At 68.8% G+C, this 22557-nt stretch carries 23 protein-coding genes; 15 read left to right on the forward strand and 8 right to left on the reverse strand.

Features of this window, described 5'->3' with window-relative positions; all coding sequences use genetic code 11:
- The first annotated feature begins 39 nt into the window (after positions 1 to 39).
- The 12 genes from GFK26_RS05660 to GFK26_RS05715 are packed head-to-tail and all read left to right on the forward strand — an operon-like array spanning position 40 to position 11370.
- Positions 40 to 1038, forward strand: a complete 999-nt coding sequence (locus GFK26_RS05660; RefSeq protein ID WP_153281141.1) for a Bug family tripartite tricarboxylate transporter substrate binding protein — start codon at positions 40 to 42, stop codon at positions 1036 to 1038.
- 37 nt (positions 1039 to 1075) lie between these two features.
- Positions 1076 to 2542 (forward strand): 5-carboxymethyl-2-hydroxymuconate semialdehyde dehydrogenase, encoded by a 1467-nt coding sequence (gene hpaE / locus GFK26_RS05665; RefSeq protein ID WP_153281142.1) that lies wholly within the window; start codon positions 1076 to 1078, stop codon positions 2540 to 2542.
- Positions 2539 to 3513, forward strand: coding sequence for a tripartite tricarboxylate transporter substrate binding protein (locus GFK26_RS05670; RefSeq protein ID WP_153281143.1), 975 nt, complete (start codon positions 2539 to 2541; stop codon positions 3511 to 3513). Before hpaE ends, GFK26_RS05670 begins: the two co-directional genes overlap by 4 nt.
- A gap of 2 nt (positions 3514 to 3515) precedes the next feature.
- Entirely contained in the window at positions 3516 to 3851 is a 336-nt protein-coding gene (locus GFK26_RS05675; RefSeq protein WP_153281144.1) for an aromatic ring-opening dioxygenase subunit LigA, read from the forward strand.
- Positions 3848 to 4675, forward strand: coding sequence for an extradiol ring-cleavage dioxygenase (locus tag GFK26_RS05680; RefSeq protein ID WP_153281145.1), 828 nt, complete (start codon positions 3848 to 3850; stop codon positions 4673 to 4675). The genes GFK26_RS05675 and GFK26_RS05680 overlap by 4 nt, the downstream gene beginning before the upstream one ends.
- A 22-nt stretch (positions 4676 to 4697) precedes the next feature.
- On the forward strand, positions 4698 to 5105 hold the full coding sequence (locus GFK26_RS05685) for a 5-carboxymethyl-2-hydroxymuconate Delta-isomerase (RefSeq protein WP_153281146.1): 408 nt from the start codon (positions 4698 to 4700) through the stop codon (positions 5103 to 5105).
- A 20-nt stretch (positions 5106 to 5125) separates the two neighbouring features.
- Positions 5126 to 5929, forward strand: coding sequence for a 2-oxo-hept-4-ene-1,7-dioate hydratase (hpaH, locus tag GFK26_RS05690; protein WP_153281147.1), 804 nt, complete (start codon positions 5126 to 5128; stop codon positions 5927 to 5929).
- Between the two features lie 12 nt (positions 5930 to 5941).
- Positions 5942 to 6763 (forward strand): 4-hydroxy-2-oxoheptanedioate aldolase, encoded by an 822-nt coding sequence (gene hpaI, locus GFK26_RS05695; RefSeq protein ID WP_153281148.1) that lies wholly within the window; start codon positions 5942 to 5944, stop codon positions 6761 to 6763.
- Between the two features lie 39 nt (positions 6764 to 6802).
- Positions 6803 to 8539 carry a dihydroxy-acid dehydratase gene (gene ilvD / locus GFK26_RS05700; RefSeq protein WP_153281149.1) on the forward strand — a complete coding sequence of 579 codons (1737 nt, stop codon included), beginning with the start codon at positions 6803 to 6805 and terminating at the stop codon, positions 8537 to 8539.
- Between the two features lie 37 nt (positions 8540 to 8576).
- Complete coding sequence (locus tag GFK26_RS05705; RefSeq protein ID WP_153281150.1) at positions 8577 to 9569, forward strand: Bug family tripartite tricarboxylate transporter substrate binding protein; 993 nt, start codon at positions 8577 to 8579, stop codon at positions 9567 to 9569.
- Positions 9570 to 9587: 18 nt separating this feature from the next.
- The gene (locus GFK26_RS05710; RefSeq protein WP_153281151.1) at positions 9588 to 10379 is read left to right on the forward strand and encodes a class II aldolase/adducin family protein; all 792 of its coding nucleotides are present in this window, start codon (positions 9588 to 9590) and stop codon (positions 10377 to 10379) included.
- 13 nt (positions 10380 to 10392) lie between these two features.
- Positions 10393 to 11370 (forward strand): 2-dehydropantoate 2-reductase, encoded by a 978-nt coding sequence (locus GFK26_RS05715; protein ID WP_153281152.1) that lies wholly within the window; start codon positions 10393 to 10395, stop codon positions 11368 to 11370.
- Between the two features lie 16 nt (positions 11371 to 11386).
- On the opposite strand, the gene GFK26_RS05720 is transcribed toward GFK26_RS05715, so the two are convergent.
- The 4 genes from GFK26_RS05720 to alr all read right to left on the reverse strand — a co-directional run bounded on the left by GFK26_RS05720 (position 11387) and on the right by alr (position 15183).
- On the reverse strand, positions 11387 to 12181 hold the full coding sequence (locus GFK26_RS05720) for a hypothetical protein (RefSeq protein WP_153281153.1): 795 nt from the start codon (positions 12179 to 12181) through the stop codon (positions 11387 to 11389).
- A 334-nt stretch (positions 12182 to 12515) separates the two neighbouring features.
- Positions 12516 to 13229 (reverse strand): YebC/PmpR family DNA-binding transcriptional regulator, encoded by a 714-nt coding sequence (locus GFK26_RS05725; RefSeq protein WP_101493489.1) that lies wholly within the window; start codon positions 13227 to 13229, stop codon positions 12516 to 12518.
- Positions 13230 to 13349: 120 nt separating this feature from the next.
- Positions 13350 to 14084 (reverse strand): hypothetical protein, encoded by a 735-nt coding sequence (locus GFK26_RS05730; protein ID WP_153281154.1) that lies wholly within the window; start codon positions 14082 to 14084, stop codon positions 13350 to 13352.
- A gap of 1 nt (position 14085) precedes the next feature.
- On the reverse strand, positions 14086 to 15183 hold the full coding sequence (gene alr / locus GFK26_RS05735) for an alanine racemase (protein ID WP_153281155.1): 1098 nt from the start codon (positions 15181 to 15183) through the stop codon (positions 14086 to 14088).
- A gap of 170 nt (positions 15184 to 15353) precedes the next feature.
- Here alr and lplT point away from each other — a divergent pair, with 170 nt between their 5' ends.
- From lplT to GFK26_RS05750, 3 genes are all read left to right on the forward strand, one after another.
- On the forward strand, positions 15354 to 16658 hold the full coding sequence (gene lplT, locus GFK26_RS05740) for a lysophospholipid transporter LplT (RefSeq protein WP_153281156.1): 1305 nt from the start codon (positions 15354 to 15356) through the stop codon (positions 16656 to 16658).
- A 61-nt stretch (positions 16659 to 16719) separates the two neighbouring features.
- Positions 16720 to 17610, forward strand: a complete 891-nt coding sequence (locus GFK26_RS05745; protein ID WP_153281157.1) for a DMT family transporter — start codon at positions 16720 to 16722, stop codon at positions 17608 to 17610.
- 11 nt (positions 17611 to 17621) lie between these two features.
- Entirely contained in the window at positions 17622 to 18110 is a 489-nt protein-coding gene (locus GFK26_RS05750) for a glutathione peroxidase (RefSeq protein ID WP_153281158.1), read from the forward strand.
- Here GFK26_RS05750 and GFK26_RS05755 read toward each other — a convergent pair whose 3' ends face one another.
- The 4 genes from GFK26_RS05755 to GFK26_RS05770 all read right to left on the reverse strand — a co-directional run bounded on the left by GFK26_RS05755 (position 18111) and on the right by GFK26_RS05770 (position 22550).
- Entirely contained in the window at positions 18111 to 18545 is a 435-nt protein-coding gene (locus GFK26_RS05755) for a carboxypeptidase regulatory-like domain-containing protein (protein WP_153281159.1), read from the reverse strand. It lies immediately after the preceding gene.
- Positions 18546 to 18643: 98 nt separating this feature from the next.
- Positions 18644 to 19882, reverse strand: a complete 1239-nt coding sequence (glcF, locus tag GFK26_RS05760) for a glycolate oxidase subunit GlcF (RefSeq protein WP_153281160.1) — start codon at positions 19880 to 19882, stop codon at positions 18644 to 18646.
- A 24-nt stretch (positions 19883 to 19906) separates the two neighbouring features.
- Positions 19907 to 21031, reverse strand: coding sequence for a glycolate oxidase subunit GlcE (glcE, locus tag GFK26_RS05765; RefSeq protein ID WP_153281161.1), 1125 nt, complete (start codon positions 21029 to 21031; stop codon positions 19907 to 19909).
- Positions 21032 to 21047: 16 nt separating this feature from the next.
- The gene (locus tag GFK26_RS05770) at positions 21048 to 22550 is read right to left on the reverse strand and encodes an FAD-linked oxidase C-terminal domain-containing protein (RefSeq protein WP_153281162.1); all 1503 of its coding nucleotides are present in this window, start codon (positions 22548 to 22550) and stop codon (positions 21048 to 21050) included.
- Between the last annotated feature and the right edge of the window lie 7 nt (positions 22551 to 22557).

The raw sequence follows: 22557 nt of genomic DNA on the forward strand, positions 1-22557 counted from the left end.
CCGAGCTACCCCTTTCAAAAAAAACGGAGACACACCGCCATGACGACTGCCAGAACCCGGACCTTCCGCCTTGCTGCCGCCCTCGTGGCGGCCAGCGCCGCCACGATGTTCACGCCGGCCTCGACCGCGCAAACCACATCGGCCTACCCGACCAAGCCCGTACGCTGGGTGGTGGGCTACCCGGCCGGCGGCGGCACCGACTACCTTGCGCGCACGGCCGGTGCGCAGCTCTCTCAGCAGCTCGCACAGCCCGTCACGGTGGACAACCGCCCCGGCGCGGGCGCGATCATCGCGTCGGAAAACGTGGCGCGTTCGCCGGGCGACGGCTACACCGTGTTTTCGGCCGACAACGGCGTGCTGGTCTACAACCCCGCGCTCTACAAGAAGCTGCCCTACGACGCCGAGAAAGACTTCGCGCCGCTCGGCATGATGGGCCGCTCGCCGCTCATCATCACGGCCGCACCCGGCGCGGGCTTCAGCGACGCCAAGGCGCTCATCGCGGCGCTCAAGGCCTCGCCGGGCAAGTACAGCATCGCCACGCCGGGCACCGGCAGCCCGCACCACCTGGCCTACGAGCTGTTCCAGCGCGAAGCCGGTGTCTCGCTGCTGCACATTCCCTACAAGGGCGGCGCGCCCGCGCTGCAGGACCTCATGGGCAACCAGGTGCCGCTGATGATGCTCGACCTGCCCAGCGGCATCAGCGCCGTGAAGGCCGGCAAGGTCATTCCGCTGATGGCCATGTCGGCCGAGCGCGTGCCGCAGCTGCCCCAGCTGCCGACGGCCAAGGAGCTCGGCTACGCCGTCGAGGCCTACACCTGGCAAGGGCTGGTGGCACCGGCCGCCACGCCCAAGGACATCCAGGCGCGCCTCGGCGCCGACCTGCTCAAAAGCATGAACGACCCCGGCGTGAAGCAGAAGCTCTACGACGCCGGCTGGGAAGCCCGCCCCACGGACGCCGCCGAGATGACCCGCTTCGTGGACACCGAACGCAAGAAGTGGCACGCGCTGATCAAGGCGCGCGACATCAAGCTCGACTGACGACACACCGCCTCAAGGCCGCAACACCTTCACGCCCATGCAACAGATCCATCACCTCATCGACGGCAAGCAAGTCCAAGGCGCCGACTACTTCGAAACCGTCAACCCCGCCACGCAGGAAGTGCTGGCCGAAGTCGCCTCGGGCGGCGAGGCCGAAGTGAATGCCGCCGTGGCGGCCGCCAAGGCCGCGTTTCCGAAGTGGGCCGGCCTGCCCGCGCCGGAGCGCGCGAAGCTGATCCGCAAGCTCGGCGACCTCATCGCGAAGCACGTGCCCGAGATCGCGCAGACCGAAACCAACGACTGCGGCCAGGTGATCGCGCAGACCGGCAAGCAGCTCATTCCACGCGCGGCCGACAACTTCTACTACTTCGCCGAGATGTGCACGCGCGTCGACGGCCACACCTACCCCACGCCCACGCACCTGAACTACACGCTGTTCCATCCGGTGGGCGTGTGCGCGCTCATCAGCCCGTGGAACGTGCCCTTCATGACCGCCACCTGGAAGGTCGCGCCCTGCCTGGCCTTCGGCAACACGGCCGTGCTGAAGATGAGCGAGCTCTCGCCGCTCACGGCCGCGCGCCTGGGCGAGCTGGCGCTCGAAGCGGGCATTCCGGCCGGCGTGCTGAACCTCGTGCACGGCTACGGCAAGGAAGCGGGCGAGCCGCTGGTGGCGCACCCCGACGTGCGCGCGATTTCGTTCACCGGCTCCACCGCCACGGGCAACCGCATCGTGAAGAGCGCGGGCCTGAAGAAGTTCAGCATGGAACTCGGCGGCAAGAGCCCCTTCGTGATCTTCGAAGACGCCGACCTCGACCGCGCGCTCGACGCGGCCGTGTTCATGATCTTCAGCAACAACGGCGAGCGTTGCACGGCCGGCTCGCGCATCCTGGTGCAGCAGTCGATCTACGCCGACTTTGCCGCCAGGTTCGCCGAGCGCGCCAGGCGCATCACCGTGGGCGACCCGCTCGACGAGAAGACCATCGTCGGCCCGATGATTTCGCAGGCCCACCTGGCCAAGGTGCGCAGCTACATCGAGCTGGGCCCGAAGGAAGGCGCCACGCTGCTGTGCGGCGGCCTCGACGCACCGGCCAACCTGCCCGACCGCGTGAAGAAGGGCAACTACGTGATGCCCACCGTGTTCGCCGACGTCGACAACCGCATGAAGATCGCGCAGGAAGAAATCTTCGGCCCGGTCGCCTGCCTGATTCCGTTCAAGGACGAGGCGCACGCCATCGAGCTGGCCAACGACATCGCCTACGGCCTCTCGAGCTACGTGTGGACCGAGAACATCGGCAAGGCGCACCGCGTGGCCGCTGCCGTCGAGGCCGGCATGTGCTTCGTCAACAGCCAGAACGTGCGAGACCTGCGCCAGCCCTTCGGTGGTACCAAGGCCTCGGGCACGGGGCGCGAAGGCGGCACCTGGAGCTACGAAGTGTTCTGCGAGCCGAAGAACATCGCGGTGTCGATGGGCTCGCACCACATTCCGCACTGGGGCGTGGCGTGAGCGTTCAACGCCGCACGCTGCTGCAGGGCGTTGCCGCACTCGCGGCACTGCCCGCACTGGCACGCGCGCAAACGGCATGGCCCGCCAAGCCGGTGCGCATCGTCGTGCCCTTCACGCCCGGCGGCACCACCGACTTCGTCGCGCGGCTGGTCGGCCTCGAACTCGGCAAGGCGCTGGGCCAGCCGGTCATCGTCGAGAACAAGCCCGGCGCCGGCACGGTGATCGGCGTCGATGCGGTCGCCAAGTCGGCACCCGATGGCCACAGCTTCGTGTGCGTGGCCAACAGCTTCACAGCCAACCCCACGCTCGTGCGCAAGCTGCCCTACGACACGTTGAAAGACCTGCGCCCGGTCGCGCTCATGGGCATGTCGGAGCACGTGCTCGCCACGCACCCGGGCAGCGGCCTGAAGACGCTGGCCGACCTGCGCAACCAGGCCAAGGACAAGCCCGGCACGCTGAGCTTCGCCTCCTTCGGCAACGGCACCTCGGCGCACCTGTCGGGCGAGATGCTCAAGCTGCAGATGGGCCTGGACATCGTGCATGTGCCCTACAAGGGCCAGGGCCCGGCGCTCGCCGACCTGCTCGGCGGCCAAGTCACCGTGATGTTTGGCAACTGGCCCGAGTTCCGCAGCCATGTGCAGGCCGGCAAGCTGGTGGCGCTGGGCATGGCGACGGCGCAGCGCTCGCAGTACGCGCCCGCGATACCCACACTGGCCGAACAGGGCGTGGCCATCGAGTCCAATTCGTGGAACGGCCTGCTGGCTCCGGCCGGCACGCCCGACGCCATCGTGCAACGCATGAACGCCGAGGTGAATCGCGCACTCGCGTCGCCGGCCGTGGCCGAGGCGTTCCACAAGGGCGGCATCGCGTCGCTGTCGGGCACGCCCGAGCGCTTTGCCGAGTTCATTCGCAGCGAGATCGCGAAGTACGCCGACGTGATCCGCAAGGCTAACATCCAGATCGAGGGCTGACCATGAGCCTCTATGCGATGCAGAAGTTCCTGTTCGCGCTGAACCGCGACGCCGAGGTGCAGCGCCGCTTCGCCGAAGGCGGCGACACGCGCACCGCGCTGCTGGCCGGCTACGACCTGAACGACGAAGAGCGCGAAGCCATCGGCACCGGCGACATCGGCAAGCTCTACGTGCTCGGGTGCAACGGCCAGTTGCTGATGCACTTCGCGCCGCTGCTGGGCATCGCATGGGCGGACTATCTGGAAGCCATGCGCGAGGGCGTTCGCAAGTACGGCCCGGTCCGCGCAGGCATCTACGCGATGACGACAGGCACAGACGAAAAGGTGGCAGGCGTATGAGTCTCGTATTCGCAGGCGTGTGCAGCCACGCCCCCGGCATCACGGGCCGCGCCCATCTGGCCGACCCTGCCGTGAAGGACGAGTTCCACGCGCAGTTCCATCGCTTCGGCGAGGCGATGCGCGCGACCAAGCCCGACGCGGTGATCGTCATCGCGGCCGAGCACTTCGCGAACTTCTTCATGAACAACATGCCCGCGTATGCGATCGGCATGGCCGACCGCTACGAGGGCCCGATCGAAGACCCGAAGTGGCTGGGCATCGAGGCGCGCACCATCCCCGGCGACGCCGCGCTGTCGCAGCGCCTGATCCGCGAGGTGATGCAGACCGTGGACGTGGCCTACGCGGAAGAGTGGAAGTTCGACCACGGCATCATGGTGCCGCTGAACTTCCTCACGCCGAACTTCGACACCAAGGTCATTCCCGTGAACATCAACTGCCAGGGCCCGCCGCTCACGCCGCTGCACCGCGCGTGGGCCTTCGGCGAGGCCTTGCGCCGCGCCTGCGACAAGGCGCCCGAGCGCATCGCGCTGGTGGGCACGGGCGGCATCTCGCACTGGCCGGCCACGCCCGACTCGGGCAAGGTGAATGCCGAGTGGGACGCCGAGTTCATGCGCCGCTGGTGCGCCAACGACCGCGAGGCGCTGCTTTCGCAGGTCGACTACAACGACGAAGCCACCTACCGCGAAGCGGGCCAGGGCGGCTTCGAGATCCGCACCTTCCTCAGCGTGGCCGCGGCCGCGCGCGGCAAGGGCGAGATCTTCCACATGAAGGCCATCCCGATCTTCGCGGTGACCTGCACGGCCGCCGTGATGTCGGTGGCCTGAACAAGAGAAAAAGAGAACACGCATGCCGCACCTCGTGATCCTGTACACGCCCAACATCGAGGCCGAGACCGACGTGTCGGCGCTGTGCCGCACGCTGGCCGACACCATGCTCGAACAGCGCGACGAGGCCGGCAAGCCGGTGTTCCCCACCGGCGGCACGCGCGTGCTGGCCTACCCCGCCGCGCACTACGCGGTGGCCGACGGCCAGGCCGACTACGCCTTCGTGTACCTCAACCTGCGCATGGCCTCGGGCCGTTCCGAGGCGGTGAAGAAGAAGGCCGGCGACGAGTTGCTGGCCGCGGTGCGCACGCATTTCGAGCCCATCTTCTCGCAGCGCCACATCGGCATCACACTGCAGATCGACGAAGCCCCGGGGCAGGTGTACGACGGCAAGCACAGCAACCTGCATCCCCTGTTCAACAAGACCTAAGCACCGAGAAGCGAGCCCCCATGCTCTCCACCGCCACCATCGCCCAACTGGCCGCCGAACTGCACGAGAGCGAGAAGTCGCGCGTGCAAGTCGAGCATTTTTCCAAGCGCTTTCCCGAGATGACGATCGAGGACGGCTACGCCATCTCGCGCGAATGGGTGAAGCACAAGATCGCCGAAGGCCGCATCGTCAAGGGCCACAAGATCGGCCTCACGTCGCGCGCGATGCAGCAGTCCAGCCAGATCGACGAGCCCGACTACGGCACGCTGCTGGACGACATGTTCTTCGAGCAGGGCGGCGACATCCCGTTCACGCGCTTCATCGCGCCGCGCATCGAGGTCGAGCTGGCCTTCGTGCTCGGCAAGAAGCTGCAGGGCCCCAACGTGACCCTCTTCGACGTGCTGGCCGCCACCGACTACGTGGTGCCCGCCATCGAGATCATCGACGCGCGCATCGAGCAGTTCGACCGCCACACCAAGGCGCCGCGCAAGGTGTTCGACACCATTTCCGACAACGCGGCCAACGCCGGCATCGTGATGGGCGGCCGGCCGGTGAAGCCCGACGCGGTCGACCTGCGCTGGGTGAGCGCGCTGCTCTACAAGAACGGCGTGATCGAAGAGTCGGGCGTGGCCGCGGCCGTGCTCAACCACCCGGCCACCGGCGTGGCCTGGCTCGCGAACAAGCTCGCGCCGTGGGACGAATGCCTCGAGGCCGGCGAGATCGTGCTGGGCGGTTCGTTCACGCGCCCCACCACCGCCGTGCCGGGCGACACCTTCCATGCCGACTACGGCCCCCTGGGCTCCATCGCTTTCCGTTTCGTCTGACGAGTTCTTTTCATGCACACCCCACTCAACACCTTCAAGCAGGCCATGCAGGCCGGCCAACCGCAAATCGGCCTGTGGGTCGGCCTGGGCGACGGCTACGTGGCCGAGCTGCTGGCCGGCACCGGCTACGACTGGCTGCTGGTCGACGGCGAGCACGCGCCCAACGACGTGCGCTCGGTGCTCGCGCAGCTGCAGGGCATTTCCAGCGCGTGGTCGGCGCAGCCCGACGCGCAGCGCTCGCACCCCATCGTGCGCATTCCCGTCGGCGACACCACGCTGATCAAGCAGTACCTGGACATCGGCGCGCAGACGCTGCTGGTGCCGATGGTCGACACCGCCGAGCAGGCCGCCAAGCTGGTGCAGGGCATGCGCTACCCGCCCGAAGGCATCCGCGGCATGGGCAGTGCGCTGGCGCGCGCGTCGCGCTGGCAGGCGTATCCCAACTACCTGCACGAAGCCAACGCGCAGACCTGCCTGCTGGTGCAGGCCGAGACGGTCGAGGCGATGAAGAACCTCGACGCCATCGCGGCCACGCCGGGCGTGGACGGCGTGTTCATCGGCCCGGCCGACCTGTCGGCCTCGATGGGCTTCGTGGGCCAGCCCAACCACCCCGAGGTGCAGGCCGTGATCGCCGACGCCGTCGCGCGCATCCGCAAGGCCGGCAAGGCGGCCGGCATCCTGTCGACCACCGAAGAGCAGGCGCGCAAGTGGCTCGCGGCCGGCGCGCTGTTCGTGGCCGTGGGCGTCGACACCATCCTGCTCGCGGCGGCGGCCAAGCAGCTGCTCACGAAGTACAAGGCCGCACCGGGCGCCACCGCGCCCAACGGCTACTGACCTCTCACGCCCTTTCACGAGCCAGCTTCCGCCAGCCGCATGACCACGCCCACCGACCCGACCCCCAAGCGCTTCCGCTCCGCCACCATCCGCGAGGGCACGATCCGCGCGACCACGCGCAGCTTCCTGCACGCGCTGGGGCAGGACGACGAGGACATCGCGCGCCCGCACGTCGGCGTGTTCCACACGGGCGGCGAGATGAGCCCGTGCAACCTCAACCTGCGCGAGCAGGCGCAGCACGCCAAGACCGGCATCTACGCGGGCGGCGGCACGCCGCACGAATGCCCGGTGGTGTCGGTGAGCGACGGCCTGACGATGGCGCATTCGGGCATGCGCTTCTCGCTGATCTCGCGCGAACTCATCGCCGACAGCGTGGAAGCGTCCACGCGCGGCCACCAGTGGGACGGCATCTTCGCCATCGGCGCCTGCGACAAGAACCTGCCGGGGCTGATGATGGGCATGGTCCGCTGCAACGTGCCCAGCGTGTTCGTGCATGGTGGCTCGGCTTTGCCCGGGCAGATGCCCGGTCCCGATGGCCGCGACCTCAACGTGGTCGACACCTACGAGACCATCGGCAAGGTGCTGGCCGGCACCGCCACGCACGACGAACTCGACGCCATGAGCCGCGCCTGCCTGCCCACGGCCGGCGCCTGCGCGGGGCAGTTCACGGCCAACACGATGGGCATGGTGTCGGAGGCGCTGGGCCTGGCGCCCATCGGCTCGAGCATGGTGCCGGCGGTGTTCAGCGAGCGCGCGCCGCTGATGCGCCGCGCCGCGAAACAGCTCATGAAAGCGGTGCTGGGCGATGGCCCGCTGCCGCGCGATGTCGTGACGCGCAAGGCACTCGAGAACGCCTGTGCCGTGGTCTCGGCCACGGGCGGCTCGACCAACGCGGCGCTGCACCTGCCGGCCATTGCGCACGAGGCGGGCATCAAGTTCCACCTGGACGACGTGGCCGAAATCTTCGCGCGCACGCCGCTCATTGCCGACCTGCGTCCGGGCGGCCAGTACCTGGCGCGCGACGTGTACTACATCGGCGGTGCGGGCGTGATCCTGCGCACGCTGCTCGAGCAAGGCTTCCTGCACGGCGACGCCCTCACCTTCACCGGCCGCACGCTGGCCGAGGAAGTGGCCGACGCCGCCGCGCCCGATGGTCGCGTGGTGCGCGCAGCGGGCAACCCGATCACGCGCGACGGCGGGCTGGCGGTGCTCAAGGGCAACCTCTGCCCCGATGGCGCGCTGCTCAAGACGGCCGGGCTGCAGACGCTGGTGCACCGCGGCCCGGCGCGCGTCTTCAACTCGGAAGAAGAAGCGCAGGCGGCGGTGCAGAACCGCCGCTACGAAGCGGGCGACGTGATCGTCATCCGCAACGAAGGCCCCAAGGGCAGTCCCGGCATGCGCGAGATGCTGGGCATCACCGCGCTGCTCTACGGCCAGGGCATGGGCGACAAGGTGGCGCTGCTCACCGACGGGCGTTTTTCGGGCGCCACGCGCGGCCTGTGCATCGGCTACGCGGGGCCCGAGGCGGCCGACGGCGGGCCGATTGCGGTGCTGCGCGACGGCGACATGGTGGCCATCGATGCACGCGCCGCGGCGCGCAGCATTTCGGTCGAACTGAGCGCCGAAGAAATCGCCTCACGGCTGGCCGGACGTGAGGTAAACGCGGGGGTGGTGCACGGTGGTTTGTTGGAAAAATACGCGCTCACCGTGCGCCCTGCCCACCAGGGCGCCGTGACCCACTCGGGCGCGGTCACCTGGCTGCGCGACGAGTCGTGATCCTGCTCCCTCCTCACCCTCCAGAAAAGAGACAGACATGACCTTCACCCGCCGCCACATGCTGCAGTCCACCGGCGCTTCGGCGCTGCTTGCCAGCCTCGGCCAGCAGGCCTTTGCGCAGGCTGCCGCGCTCGAGAACGCGACCATCGTCACCGGCTTTGCGGCCGGCGGCACCTCGGACACCACCTGCCGGCGCATCGCGCTGAAGCTGAGCCCCGACTACGCCAAGACCGCCGTGGTCGAGAACCGCACCGGCGCGGGCGGCCAGATTGCCGTGAGCTATGTGAAAGGCCGTCCGGCCGACGGCACCACCATCCTGCAGACGCCCACGTCGATCCTCACGATCTATCCGCACATCTACAAGAAGCTGCCGTACGACCCGATGGTCGACCTCACGCCCGTGAGCCTGGCCTGCATCTTCGACTTCGGCTTCGCGGTCGGTCCGGCCGTGCCGGCCACCGTCAAGACGGTGCCCGAGTTCCTCGCCTGGGCCAAGGCCAACCCGGCCGGCGCCAACTACGGCTCGCCGGCCGCGGGTTCCACGCCGCACTTCATCGGCGCGCTGCTGGGCAAGCAAGGCGGCGTCGAGCTCAAGCACGCGGCCTACCGCGGCACGCAGCCGGCCATGCTCGACCTGCTGGGCGGCAACATCTCGGCGGTGTCGGGCCCCATCGGCGACATCACGCAGCATCTGCAATCGGGCAAGGTGCGCATCCTGGGCGTGTCGGGTGCCAAGCGCAACCGCTTCGCGCCCGATGTGCCCACTTTCGGCGAGCAGGGCATCAAGAACATGGCGCACAGCGAATGGTTCGCCTTCTTCCTGCCGGCCAAGGCCTCGCCCGAACTGGTCACGAAGCTCAACACGGCGATGAAGAACGCGCTCGCGCAGAAGGACGTGATCGACGGCCTCGGCACCTTCGGCCTGGAAGCCATGTCTTCCACGCCTGCCGAGCTGGGCGATCTGTTGAAGAAGGACACCGCCAAGTGGGCGCCGATCGTCAAGGAAGTCGGCTTCACGGCTGAAGGTTGATCACATGAAGGAACTGCCATGAACACACTCGCCACCACTGCGCCGTCGGCGCTGGTCCATCCCTCGATCCATCCCGACGAGCGCGCCGCGCGCGAAGAGCTCGCGGCCTGCTATCGCGTGTTCGCGATGCTGGGCTGGGTCGAGATGATCTACAACCACATCACGGTGCGGCTGCCCGACAGCGTGACGGGTGGCGAGAAGCAGTTCCTCATCAACCCCTTCGGCCTGCACTACAGCGAGGTGACGGCCAGCAACCTCGTAAAGATCGACCTGCAAGGCAAGGTGCTCGACGGTTCGACGCACGCGGTGAACCCGGCCGGCTTCGTGGTGCACGCGGCCATCCACGACGGCCTGCCCGGCGCGCACTGCGTGATGCACACGCACACCACGGCCGGCGTGGCCGTGGCCTGCCTGCAGGGCGGCCTGCAGCAGACCAATTTCTATACCGCCCAACTGCACGGCATGGTGGCGTACCACGACTTCGAGGGCATCACGATCCATGCCGACGAAGGCCCGCGCCTCTTGAAGAGCATCGGCGACCGCAACGCGGTGATCCTGCGCAACCACGGCCTGCTGGCCTGGGGCCAGACGCTGCCGCAGACCTTCGCGATCCTGTGGACGCTGCAACGCGCCTGCGAGATCCAGATGGCGACCTTCTCGATGGGCGCTGCGATTCCGGTGAGCGAAGAGATTGCGCAGCGCTGCACGCGCGACGCACTGCAGTTCAGCCCCGCGCATGGCGCCGGGCAGGACGTGTTCAATGCACTGGTGCGGCAAGTGGACCGCATCGACCCAAGCTACCGCAACTGAGGCGCCTGTTCCCATGAAGATTTGCATTTACGGCGCCGGCGCGATCGGCGGATGGATCGGCGTCGGCCTTGCACAGGCAGGCCAGCGTCTCAACGTGGTGGCGCGCGGCGCCACGCTCGACGCGCTGCAGAAGGACGGCCTCTCGCTCATGCGCGGCGAAGTGCGCACGCGCGTGCCGGTGAACGCGGTGGCCGACCCCGAGGCAATCGGTGTTCAAGACCTGGTGGTGATCGCCGTGAAGGCGCCCGCGCTGGCCGGCGTGGCCGAACGCATCGGGCCGCTGATCGGGCCCGACACGATCGTGCTGGTCGCGATGAACGGCGTGCCGTGGTGGTTCCTCGAAGGCGGCTTCGGCGGCGAGATCACGGGGCATCGCCTCGCGGCCGTCGACCCCGAAGGCGCGATTGCCAAGGCCATTCCGTCGCGCAACGTGATTGGCTGCGTGGTGCACGCGAGCTGCTCGCTCGACGGGCCGGGCGTGGTGCGGCACCACTTCGGCAACGGGCTGATCGTGGGCGAGCCTTCGGGCGAGGCCACGTCGCGCGTGCAGAAGCTGGTGGAGCTGCTGAAAAGCACGGGCATCGACACCACGCTGTCGCCGCAGATCCAGAAGGACGTGTGGTTCAAGCTGTGGGGCAACATGACGGTGAACCCGATCAGCGCGCTCACGGGTGCCACCACCGACCTGATCATGGGCGACGACTACGTGCGCGGTTTCATCTCGGCGGTGATGCTCGAGGCCAAGGAGATCGGCCGGCGCATCGGCATCGAGATCACGCAGAGTCCCGAAGACCGGCACGCGGTGACGATGAAGCTCGGCGCGTTCAAGACCTCGATGCTGCAGGACGTGGAAGCGGGCCGTTCGGTCGAGCTCGACGCGCTTGTCACCGTGGTCCGCGAACTCGGCGAACTGACGGGTGTGGCCACGCCGTTCACGGATGCGCTGCTGGGGTTGGCGCGGCTGCGGACGCGGCAGCTCGGGTTGTACTGAGCGGACTGCCGCTGACTTACCAGCGCTTTTCGGGCGCGGCGGCGATGAACTTGGTGCAGGCCTCCACGGCCTTCGCGCGCTCTTCGCGCAGCAGTTGCCAGTTGTCGGCCTGCCACCGCGCCCACGCAACCGCCTCCGACTGGTAGCGGCATTCGATCGGCGGGCGCATGAAGCCGGGGCGCCCCAGGTCGGCGCCGAACTTGAGGCGGAACAGCTCGTCCGATCCCAGCAGGTTTTCGTAGACGAGGTGCCACGGCCCCGGGAGCAGCAGGGTGTCGGCTTCCTTCGGAATCTGGCGCGCCGCCTCGATCTCCTCGGGCGTGGAACCGTCCGTCAAGGCGGTGGCCAACGCGGCCTCGGCGCGCTTCCGGTAGATATCGGTGGCGACCTTGCTCAAGGCGTCGTTGAGTTCGCTCATGGCGGGGTTGACGCCCAGCGGGTCGTCCTTGAGTTCCTCGAGCGTGGTGCCGCCCAGGTCGTCTTTCGAGAAGCCTTGCGCACCCACGCCGCCCGAAAGCACCGCGAACGCGACGTTCAGCGCGACCTGTCCGGCGACGTTGTTGATCGTGTTCTCTCGGCGCACCACCCGCAGGTGCTCGATGCCGGGCTTGTAGGTGCCGCGGTTGAAGCGCAGACGGGTTTGCAGGGGTGCGGCGGGTGCTGCTTCGGCGGGTGCTGAAGCTGCGGCCATGGGTTGTGGCGCGGGCGCTTCGGTCTGGGCCTGCGCCGAGAAGCCGGCGATGGCCAGTGCCAGGCCGAGGGCATGCCGTGCGGCACGCGACGGCGTTCGTTTCTTCGTCGAATGAATCATGTGAGCTGTTTTCCTCCGGGGCGGATTGTCTCCGGCGGGAGGCTCGGTTCTATCGACGATGTTCAGGGCGTGTGCACAGGCCACCGGGTACTTCCCTCCGCGAATGTCCTCCGGGCTTCGCCCTCCCCCTTGATTTCGCTGCGGGAAGCACCCAGTGTCCTGCGCACGGGACGCGGCGGTGGTGTGCGGCCGATCAACAGCCGCACTGCCCAAAGCTCACGTCGATGGGGTGCCTTGCGCAGCGAAATCAAGGAGGAGCCCGAAGGGCGGGGGACATTCGCGGAGCAAGGCTCCCCGTCGGCGGGAGCGTCGCCCTGAACGTCAGCCGTTCAGTTCAACCAGCCAGCCCGACGTACACGTTCTGCACGTCGTCGTTCGCATCGATGGCGGCAAGGAAGGCTTCGACCTCTTCCAGGTCCGCAGCGCTCAGGCTCGCCGGGTCGATCGGATTCTTGGGCCGGTAGCCGAGCTTGGCCGACAGCACGGTGAAGCCCTGGGCCGGCAGTGCGCGGCTCACGAGGTCGAGGTCGGCGGCCTCGGTCAGGAACAGGGTGGTGCCGTCTTCGGCGCCCGGCTCGAAGTCTTGGGCGCCGGCTTCGATGGCGGCCACTTCGGCGTCTGCGTCCGGGGTGGCGGGTTCGGCTTCGATCATGCCGAGGTGGTCGAAGTCCCACGAGACCGAGCCGGAGGTGCCGAGCTGGCCCTTGCGGAACAGCACGCGCATTTCAGGTGCGGTGCGGTTCACGTTGTCGGTCAGGCACTCGACCATCACGGCCACGCGGTGCGGGGCGAAGCCCTCGTACATGACGTGGTCGAAGTGCACCGCCTCGCCCGTGAGGCCGGCGCCCTTCTTGATGGCGCGGTCGAGCGTGTCCTTCGGCATCGAGACCTTGCGGGCCTGCTCGACGACCAGCCGCAGCCGCGCGTTCGAGCCCGGATCGGCGCCGTTGCGCGCGGCGATCATGATTTCCTTGGCCAGCTTGCCGAACAGCCGGCCCTTGGCATTCGCGGCCACGTCCTTGTGCTTGGCTTTCCATTGCGCGCCCATGTCTGCATTCCTTGGTGTTGTTGGGGGGCGGCGAAACGCCGCAGCCCCCGAGGATGCCACGAGCCGGAGGCCTCGCACAGCGGGGCCCCTTCCATCGTCAGGGGGACCGGGTCGTGCGCGTCAGCCCTTTCGGGCGCCCGTGAGCACGCGCACCGCCTCGGGCAGCGAGTGGACCTGCGGCATGAAGTGATCGATGAGCGCGCCCAGCGCCACCGCGCAGACCACGGCGCCCAGCAGCGGCTTCCAGGTGAGCCGCACCGCCGCCATGAGCCAGCCTTCGCGCGCCACGCGCACCGCGGCGCGGGCCGACACATAAGAGAAGGCGACCTCGATCGCCACGGCCAGCAGCGCGTCCCAGCTGAAGTACAGCAGCACGAGCGAGCCCGCGCCGAGCACGACGGCCACGCACAGCAGGAAGATGGCGAGCACCGGCACGACGATGATGGCGCCCTCGTCGGCGCTGCCCGCGGCATCGAGTGCGCCGCCGGCCACGTCGGAGAGCGCGCTGCCGCCGTCGGCGGCGTCGGTCGCGGACCCTTGATCGCCGGTGCTGTCGATGCCCAGGTCCGCATCGGGCGGCTCGAACTCGGTGCGCCGCTCCACCAGCCGCTGCGCCCACCAGCGCAGCACGCACAGATACCCGACGTAGCCCACGCCGAGCGTGACGAGGTAGCGAATGGCCAGCGACTCGACATGCAGCAGGTGCATCTGCAGCGCCGACACACCCCACATCAGGAGCAGCGTGAAAGTGCCGATCAGCAGGCCGTGCGTGCGCAGGCTGTGATCGCGGTGCAGGTCGCGTTCGACCTGGGTTTCCCACAGGCGCACGGAGCGCCAGTTGGAAAGAACCTTCACGTCATTCGTCGGCGGGTGCGAAGGGCACCCGCGGCGCGACCGCGCACATGAGTTCGTAGCCGACGGTGCCGGCGGCCTGCGCCACCTCGTCGATCGGCAGCACCGCGCCGGTCAGGGCCGAGCGGCCCCACAGCGTGACTTCGGCGCCGAACTGCGCGTCGGGCACGGGCGTGAGGTCGACGGTGATCATGTCCATGCTCACGCGGCCCACCATGCGGGTGCGCACGCCGTTCACGAGCACCGGGGTCCCGGTGTCGCAGTGCCGCGGGTAGCCGTCGGCATAACCGACCGCCGCGATGCCGATGGTGAGCGGGCCCTCGGCCTTGAAGCGCGAGCCGTAGCCGATGGTGTCGCCGGCCTTCAGCGTCTGCACCGAGATGAGCCGGGTCGACAGCGTCATGGTCGGCTGCAGCTGCCAGTGCGCTGCGTCATGTTCCGGGAAGTCTGGGGCGCTGCCGTACAGCACGATGCCGGGGCGCACCCAGTCGCCGCGCGTGCGCGGCGCGTGGCGCAGCGTGGCCGCGCTGTTGGCAATGGAGCGCTCGCCGGGCAGGTCGCGCGTGGCGCGCTCGAACACCTCGAGCTGGTGCTCGACGCCGCGCGGGCCGTCGGCGTCGCTGAAGTGCGTCATGAGCGAGATCTCGTCGACCTGCGGGAGCGCGTTCAGGCGCGTCCAGGCCGAGCCGAAGCGCTCGGGCGTGAAGCCCAGGCGGTTCATGCCGGAGTTCATCTTCAGGAACACGCGCTGCGGCTTCAGGGTCTTGTGGGCCGCGAGCATGTCGATCTGCTCGTCGCAGTGCACCGAATGCCACAGGTCGAGCCGCGAGCACAGCTCCAGGTCGCGCGCATCGAACACCCCTTCGAGCAGCAGCACCGGGCCGCGCCAGCCCAGCGCGCGCACGCGCTCGGCCTCGGCCAGGTCGAGCAGCGCGAAGCCGTCGGCGCCGCGCAAGCCTTCGAAGACGCGCTCGATGCCGTGCCCGTAGGCATTGGCCTTGACCACGGCCCAGACGCGGGCGTCGAGCGCCGAACGGCGAACGCGGTCGAGGTTGTGGCGCAGGGCGGCGGTGTGGACGGTGGCAAGGATGGGGCGCGGCATGGGGGTGTTGGGGTGATTTCAGACCACGTTTTAGCATCTTCGGGAATGGGGTCGAATCCCGTGGGGATGCCTGAATTCGCGTCGTACCCCCATGCTATAACCGCCCATTCGCGCCTGACGCGACACTTTTTCACTACCGCCAGCAGACCCTCTGGCCAGCCAGCCCATCGATGAAGCGCGGTTTTTACACGATCATGTCGGCCCAGTTCTTTTCGTCGCTGGCCGACCAAGCGCTTTTCGTCGTTGCCGTCGATCTCATGCGAAGTTCGGGCGCCCCTGAATGGCAACGGGCCGCCCTGGTGCCGATCTTCGCGGTCTTCTATGTGGTGCTGGCCCCGCTGGTGGGCGCCTTTGCCGACGCATTGCCCAAGGGCAAGGTGATGTTCATCAGCAACGCGATCAAGGTGATCGGCTGCCTGATGATGCTGTTCGGCTCGCACCCGCTGCTGTCGTATTCCATCGTGGGCCTGGGCGCCGCGGCCTACTCGCCGGCCAAGTACGGCATCCTCACCGAGCTGCTGCCGTCGTCGCAGCTGGTCAAGGCCAACGGCTGGATCGAAGGGCTCACCATCGCGTCGATCCTGCTGGGCATCGTGCTCGGCGGCGTGCTGGTGGGGCATGCGGTGTCGAGCCAGCTGCTGCTCATCGACCTGCCGCTCATCGACACCGGCATCGACTCGCCGGCCGAAGCCGCCATTGCGGTGCTGATCTTCGTCTACGCGCTCGCGGCCTGGTTCAACACCCGCATCCCGCACACCGGCGTCGAGATGCGACCGCTGCGCTCCGACCCCGCGCAGAGCATGGCGCGCAACCTGGCCGGCCTGCTGCCCGACTTCTGGCATTGCAACGCCCGCCTGTGGCGCGACCGGCTGGGCCAGATCTCGCTGGCGACCACCACGCTCTTCTGGGGCGCGGGCGGCAACCTCAAGTACATCGTGCTGGCCTGGGCCGCCGTGGCGCTCGAATACAACACGACCCAGGCTTCGGCGCTGACCGGCGTGGTCACCATCGGCACCGCGGTGGGCGCCATCGTGGCCTCGATGTACATGCGGCTGGACATGGCCACGCGCGTGATCCCCATGGGCATCGCGATGGGCGTGATGGTCATCGGCATGAACTTCATCGGCAACGTCTGGCTGGCGGTGCCGTTCCTCATCATCCTGGGCGGCCTGGGCGGCTTCCTGGTGGTGCCGATGAACGCGCTGCTGCAGCACCGCGGCCACAACCTGATGGGCGCGGGCCGCTCCATCGCCGTGCAGAACTTCAACGAGCAGGCCTGCATTCTTCTGCTGGGCGGCTTCTACAGCGTGTGCACGGGCCTGGGCCTGTCGGCCTACGGCGCCATCAGCGCCTTCGGCCTCGTGGTGGCGGGCTGCATGTGGATCATCAAGCGCTGGCACGAGAACAACCTCAAGAAGTATCCTGAGGAAGTCGAGCACCTGCTGGCGATCGCCCGCAGCGACAAGCACCACTGATTTCGCGCGACCGCGTTGGTGAATGGCCGGCGCGCCGAGCGCCCTCCATTCCAACGCCCCCATGCCCGCCCTCGCCCTGATGTTCAACGCCTTCGTGTGGGGCGTGTCCTGGATTCCATTCCGCCAGATCGCCAGCCACGGGCTGCATCCGCTGTGGACCACCTGCCTCATCTACCTTGTCATCGCCACGGCGATGGGCCTCGTGCGCCGGCATGCCTGGAAGGCCTTCACAGCCTTTCCGATGCTGGTGGCGCTGGGCCTGGCAGCGGGCTTCACCAACGTGGGATTCAACTGGGCCGTGACGCAGGGCGACGTGGTGCGCGTGGTGCTGCTGTTCTATCTGATGCCGCTGTGGAGCGTGATGCTCGCCTGGCTGCTGCTGGGCGAGCGGCCGACGGGCGGCGCGCTGGCGCGCGTGGCGCTGGCGCTCACCGGCGTGGTGGTGGTGCTGAAGGCGCCGGGCACCGACTGGCCGGTGCCCTCGAGCCTGCCCGACTGGCTGGGCGTGGCGGCGGGCTTCGGTTTTGCCGTGACCAACATCGTGCTGCGTCACCTGCGGCATGCGCCGGGCGAGTCGCGCGCGCTGGCGATGTTCTGGGGCTGCACCGTGGTCGCGGGCGTCGGGGCGGTGAGCGGCACCGCGTTCGGCGGCATCGATTCGCCGCTGCTCGCCTCGCCCGGCTGGTTCGGCTGGGCCGCACTGCTGGGCACGGGCTTCATCGTCGCCAACGTGTGCCTGCAGTACGGCGCACCGAAGCTGGCGGCCAGCGCGACCTCGGTGATCATGCTGTCGGAAGTGCTGTTCGCGAGCGTCTCGTCGGTGGCGCTGGGCGCGTCGACCATGAACTCGCGCATCCTCGTCGGCGGCGCGCTGATCGTGCTGGGGGCTGTGTGGTCGGCGTTTGCGCGAACCCCGCCCGCGCGCGATGATCGCGTTTCCGCGTCCACCTGAGGAACTCCCCCATGACCAGCGTCTATGACTTCCAGGCCACCCGCATCGACGGCAAGCCGGTGAAGCTCTCGACCTTCCGCGGCAAGGTGCTGCTGATCGTCAACACGGCAAGCAACTGCGGGTTCACGCCGCAGTTCGAAGGCCTGGAAGCGCTGCACGAAAAGTACGCCGGCCAGGGCCTCGCGGTGCTGGGTTTTCCGTCCAACCAGTTCGGTGGACAGGACCCGGGCACCAACGAGGAAATCGGTGCCTTCTGCATGACCAACTACGGCGTGAGCTTTCCGATGATGGAGAAGATCGACGTCAACGGCAGCGGCGCCCTGCCGCTGTTCCAGTGGCTCACCAAGGAAAAGCCGGGCCTGCTGGGCAGCACGGCCATCAAGTGGAACTTCACCAAGTTCCTGGTCGGGCGCGACGGCACGGTGCTCAAGCGCTACGCGCCGCTGGACACGCCGGCCTCGCTCACGCGCGATATCGAGGCGGCGCTCGCGGCCGGCTGATCAGAAGCGGAAGTCCGCCGTCTTCGGCGCGCCGCCGACCGTCACGGTCTGGCTTTTTGTCTCGCCCGTCGACGTGCTCACGTCGATCACATAGCGCCCCGCCGGCAGGTCGATCAGGCAGACCGGCCCGGTGGCCGTGAAGGCCATGGCGGCCGACGTGTTTGTGTCGCCGCCCTTGATCGCGACATTCAGGTTGGCCAGGTAGGCACCGTCGGCGCGCGCGAACAGCAGCGCCAGCGGATGGTTCTTCATGGCGGCGCGCATTGCGATCGACTCGTCGGAGCCGATGCCGCCGCACACATGGCGTGTGGGGCCGGCGCCCTGCCAGGGCGGCAGCGCCGACGGCGGCTGCTGCGCCTGCGCAGCGAAGGTGCCTGCGATACAGGCAGCGGCCAGCAATGCACGGCGCAGCGGAAAAGCAGAAACGAAGGACATGGCGCGAACTCCTTGCAGCGTCTTCGGTGCGCCATGATGCGCCCCGAACGCGCGCTGCGCACGTCGGACGGCAACGTGCCCTGCCGTGCGCGTGCGCCCTACCCTGCGGGCGTCTGCAGCGCCGCGTCGAGCAGCTCGACCCAGTGCCGCACGGGCGTGTCACCGCTGCCGCTTTGCAGGTGCGTGATGCAGCCGATGTTGGCCGAGGCGATGGTCGTGGGTTGCAGCTGCTTCAGGTGGCCGAGCTTGCGGTCGCGCAGCGGATACGCCAGCTCGGGCTGCAGCACCGAGTAGGTGCCGGCCGAGCCGCAGCACAGGTGCGATTCGTTCATGGCCACGCGCACATCGAAGCCGAGCGCGCGCAGGTGCGTCTCGACGCCGCCGCGCAGCTTCTGGCCGTGCTGCAGCGTGCATGGCGGGTGATACGCCACCACGCCTTCAGGCGCACGCACGCGGGCCTTCAATGCGGGCACGAGGTCGGGCAGCAGTTCGCTCAGGTCGCGCGTGAGCGCGCTGATGCGCGCGGCCTTCGCGGCATAGGCCGCGTCGTGCTGCAGCAGGTGGCCGTACTCGCGCACGGTGACGCCGCAGCCCGAGGCGTTCATCACGATGGCTTCGACCTCGTTGCCTTCGACAAAGGGCCACCAGGCGTCGATGTTGGCGCGCATCTGCGCCTTGCCGCCTTCCTGGTCGTTGAGGTGGAACTTCACGGCGCCGCAGCAGCCCGCCTCTTTCGCGATCACGGTCTGGATGCCGGCCGCATCCAGCACGCGCGCGGTGGCGGTGTTGATGTTCGGCATCATCGACGGCTGCACGCAGCCCGCGAGCATCAGCACCTTGCGCGCATGCGTGCCGGTGGGCCAGCGGCCGGCGTCCTGCTTGGCGGGCACCTTGGCCTTCAGCGCTTCGGGCAGCAGCCCGCGCACCGACTGGCCGAGCTTCATCGCGGGGCCGAACAGCGGCGATGGCAGCGCCTCTTTCAGCAGCCAGCGCGTGGCCGACTCCAGGGCGGGGCGCGGCACTTTCTCGTCGACGATCTTGCGGCCGATGTCGACCAGGTTCCCGTACTGCACGCCGCTCGGGCAGGTGCTCTCGCAGTTGCGGCAGGTGAGGCAGCGGTCGAGGTGCAGCTGCGTGCTGCGCGTGGGCACATGGCCTTCGAGCACCTGCTTGATGAGGTAGATGCGCCCGCGCGGCCCGTCGAGCTCGTCGCCGAGCAGCTGGTAGGTCGGGCAGGTGGCGGTGCAGAAGCCGCAGTGCACGCACTTGCGCAGGATGGCTTCGGCTTCGCGGCCCGCGTCGGTGTCGCGGAATTCGGGGGCTAGTTCGGTTTGCATCGCGGGGTGGTGTCGTTTCTTTTTTTACTGGTCGCCTGCGAAGAGCCGGCCGCGGTCGAAGACCCCGTGCGGGTCGAACTCCTGCATCAGCGCGCGATGGATGCGTGCCACGGGCGCGCTCAGTGCGTCGAAGCGCGGCACGCTGCCGTCGGCGGCTTGCGCCGCGGGCACGCGGAACAGCGTGGCGTGGCCACCGGCGGCCTGCGCAGCTTCACGCAGGCGCGCGGCCTGCGCGGGCGGCGCGAGGTACCAGCGCTGCCCGCCGTGCCACTCGACCAGCGGCGCAGCGCAGCCCTCAATGGCGATCACCGGCGCGGTCTGCGGCACCGACAGGCGCCACAGCGCCAACGAGCCGTCGGCGTCGGCGTCGCGCGCGAACCACGGCATGCGCTGGTCACGCAACGCGGCCCAGCCGGCAGCCGCGCGTGCCGGGTCCTGGCGTTCGCCGCCGAGCTGCGTGCAGGCCGCTTCCACGGCCGCCACGGCGCCGCGCAGCCGCAGGCGCAGCACGCCCGCGCCGGGCGCGTGTTCGAACCAGCTGCTCGCATTCAGCGGCAGCGGGCGCCCGCCCCATTCGTTGAGCAGGCGCAGCGCATCGGCCTGGGTGCAGGCGAACGCGAGCGTGGCCTCGGCCGGCGGCACGGGCAGCACCTTGAGGCTCACTTCGGCGATCACGCCCAGCGTGCCGAGCGAACCCGCGAGCACGCGCGAGACGTCGTAGCCGGCCACGTTCTTCATCACTTGGCCGCCGAAGCTCAGCACCTCGGCACGGCCGTTGACGAGCGTGGTGCCGAGCACGTAGTCGCGCACCGCGCCCACGCCGGCGCGCGACGGGCCGCTGAGGCCGGCGGCGACCATGCCACCCACCGTGCCGCCGACATCGAAGCACGGCGGCTCGAACGGCAGGCACTGGCCTTGTTCGGCGAGTGCGGCTTCGAGTTCGGCCAGTGGCGTGCCGGCACGCACGGTGACGACCAGCTCGCTGGGTTCGTAGCTCGTGATGCCGGCGAGCGCGCGCAGGTCGAGCAGTTCGCCGTGCGGCGGCTGGCCGTAGAAATCCTTGGTGCCGCCGCCGCGCAGGCGCAGCGGTGTGGCGTCGGCCGCGGCGGCGCGCACGCGCTCGACGACCTGCTGGAGGGCGGTGTCCATGTTCGTCATCAACTTCTCAGAATCTCGGCAGGTCGGCGTGCTTCAGCCGGCCGCCGCGCACCACTTCTTTGCCGTACTCGGCGCAGCGCTGCAGCGTGGGAATCACCTTGCCGGGGTTGAGCAGCCCGGCGGGGTCGAAGGCGCGCTTGATGCCGAACATCTGCTCGTTCTCGGCCGCGGTGAACTGCACGCACATGCTGTTGAGTTTTTCCACGCCCACGCCGTGCTCGCCCGACACGGTGCCGCCCATGGCGACACTGGTCTCGAGGATGTCGGCGCCGAACAGCTCGCAGCGGTGCAGCTCATCGGGGTCGTTGGCATCGAACAGCACCAGCGGGTGCAGGTTGCCGTCGCCCGCGTGGAACACGTTGCAGCAGCGCAGGTTGTATTTTTTCTCCATCTCCTGGATCGCCAGCAGGATGTCGGCGAGCCGCTTGCGCGGGATGGTGGAGTCCAGGCACATGTAGTCGGGGCTGATGCGGCCCGACGCCGGAAAGGCGTTCTTGCGGCCGCTCCAGAATTTCATGCGCTCGTCTTCGCTGGTGCTCACGGCGATGGCGGTGGCGCCGCAGCCGCGCAGCACGTCGGTCATGCGGCCGATTTCTTCTTCGACCTCTTCGGGCGTGCCGTCGGATTCGCACAGCAGGATGGCGGCAGCGTCGAGGTCGTAGCCCGCGTGCACGAAGTCTTCGACGGCGGCGGTCATGGGCTTGTCCATCATCTCCAGGCCGGCCGGGATGATGCCCGCCGCGATCACCGCTGCGACCGCGTCGCCGGCTTTGCGCACGTCGTCGAAGCTGGCCATGATGCAGCGCGCCAGCTGCGGTTTGGGCACGAGCTTCACCGTGACCTCGGTGGTCACGGCCAGCATGCCTTCGCTGCCGATGGCCAGCGCGAGCAGGTCGAGGCCCGGCGCATCGAGCGCCTCGCCGCCGAATTCGATCAGCTCGCCCTCGGCCGTGAAGCCGCGCACGCGCAGCACGTTGTGCAGCGTGAGGCCGTATTTCAGGCAGTGCACGCCGCCCGAGTTCTCGGCCACGTTGCCGCCGATGGTGCAGGCGATCTGGCTCGACGGATCGGGCGCGTAGTAGAGGTTGAAGGGCGCGGCCGCTTCACTGATCGCGAGGTTGCGCACGCCGCACTGCACGACGGCCGTGCGGCTCACGGGGTCGACCTTCAGGATGCGGTTGAACTTGGCGAGCGAGAGCGTCACGCCCAGCGCGTGCGGCATCGCGCCGCCCGAGAGCCCGGTGCCGGCGCCGCGTGCGACCACGGGCACGCCGAGCTGGTGGCAGGCCTTGAGCACGGCGGCCACCTGCGCCTCGGTCTCGGGCAGGGCCACCACGAGCGGACGCTGGCGGTAGGCCGTGAGGCCGTCGCATTCGTAGGGCGTGGTGTCTTCGGCGTGCCAGATGAGCGCATGCGCGGGCAGGTGCGCCTGCAGCGCCCGCACCACCTGCGCCTGGCGCTCCGCCTTCGACAGCTGCGTGTGCTGGTCGGTCGTGACGGGAGCATTCATGGCGGGA

The organism is Variovorax paradoxus, assembly GCF_009498455.1.
In the GTDB taxonomy this organism is placed as follows: Bacteria; Pseudomonadota; Gammaproteobacteria; order Burkholderiales; family Burkholderiaceae_C; genus Variovorax; species Variovorax paradoxus_H.

Excerpts from the sequence above, each read along its gene's own strand:
- GFK26_RS05685 (WP_153281146.1), top strand. The coding sequence starts at position 4,698 with ATGCCGCACCTCGTGATCCTGTACACGCCCAACATCGAGGCCGAGACC.
- GFK26_RS05715 (WP_153281152.1), top strand. The coding sequence starts at position 10,393 with ATGAAGATTTGCATTTACGGCGCCGGCGCGATCGGCGGATGGATCGGC.
- hpaE (WP_153281142.1), top strand. The coding sequence starts at position 1,076 with ATGCAACAGATCCATCACCTCATCGACGGCAAGCAAGTCCAAGGCGCC.
- glcF (WP_153281160.1), bottom strand. The coding sequence starts at position 19,882 with ATGCAAACCGAACTAGCCCCCGAATTCCGCGACACCGACGCGGGCCGC.
- glcE (WP_153281161.1), bottom strand. The coding sequence starts at position 21,031 with ATGGACACCGCCCTCCAGCAGGTCGTCGAGCGCGTGCGCGCCGCCGCG.
- ilvD (WP_153281149.1), top strand. The coding sequence starts at position 6,803 with ATGACCACGCCCACCGACCCGACCCCCAAGCGCTTCCGCTCCGCCACC.
- GFK26_RS05750 (WP_153281158.1), top strand. The coding sequence starts at position 17,622 with ATGACCAGCGTCTATGACTTCCAGGCCACCCGCATCGACGGCAAGCCG.
- GFK26_RS05705 (WP_153281150.1), top strand. The coding sequence starts at position 8,577 with ATGACCTTCACCCGCCGCCACATGCTGCAGTCCACCGGCGCTTCGGCG.
- GFK26_RS05720 (WP_153281153.1), bottom strand. The coding sequence starts at position 12,181 with ATGATTCATTCGACGAAGAAACGAACGCCGTCGCGTGCCGCACGGCAT.
- GFK26_RS05770 (WP_153281162.1), bottom strand. The coding sequence starts at position 22,550 with ATGAATGCTCCCGTCACGACCGACCAGCACACGCAGCTGTCGAAGGCG.
- GFK26_RS05675 (WP_153281144.1), top strand. The coding sequence starts at position 3,516 with ATGAGCCTCTATGCGATGCAGAAGTTCCTGTTCGCGCTGAACCGCGAC.
- GFK26_RS05710 (WP_153281151.1), top strand. The coding sequence starts at position 9,588 with ATGAACACACTCGCCACCACTGCGCCGTCGGCGCTGGTCCATCCCTCG.
- hpaH (WP_153281147.1), top strand. The coding sequence starts at position 5,126 with ATGCTCTCCACCGCCACCATCGCCCAACTGGCCGCCGAACTGCACGAG.
- GFK26_RS05660 (WP_153281141.1), top strand. The coding sequence starts at position 40 with ATGACGACTGCCAGAACCCGGACCTTCCGCCTTGCTGCCGCCCTCGTG.
- GFK26_RS05725 (WP_101493489.1), bottom strand. The coding sequence starts at position 13,229 with ATGGGCGCGCAATGGAAAGCCAAGCACAAGGACGTGGCCGCGAATGCC.
- GFK26_RS05680 (WP_153281145.1), top strand. The coding sequence starts at position 3,848 with ATGAGTCTCGTATTCGCAGGCGTGTGCAGCCACGCCCCCGGCATCACG.
- GFK26_RS05745 (WP_153281157.1), top strand. The coding sequence starts at position 16,720 with ATGCCCGCCCTCGCCCTGATGTTCAACGCCTTCGTGTGGGGCGTGTCC.
- alr (WP_153281155.1), bottom strand. The coding sequence starts at position 15,183 with ATGCCGCGCCCCATCCTTGCCACCGTCCACACCGCCGCCCTGCGCCAC.
- GFK26_RS05755 (WP_153281159.1), bottom strand. The coding sequence starts at position 18,545 with ATGTCCTTCGTTTCTGCTTTTCCGCTGCGCCGTGCATTGCTGGCCGCT.
- lplT (WP_153281156.1), top strand. The coding sequence starts at position 15,354 with ATGAAGCGCGGTTTTTACACGATCATGTCGGCCCAGTTCTTTTCGTCG.
- hpaI (WP_153281148.1), top strand. The coding sequence starts at position 5,942 with ATGCACACCCCACTCAACACCTTCAAGCAGGCCATGCAGGCCGGCCAA.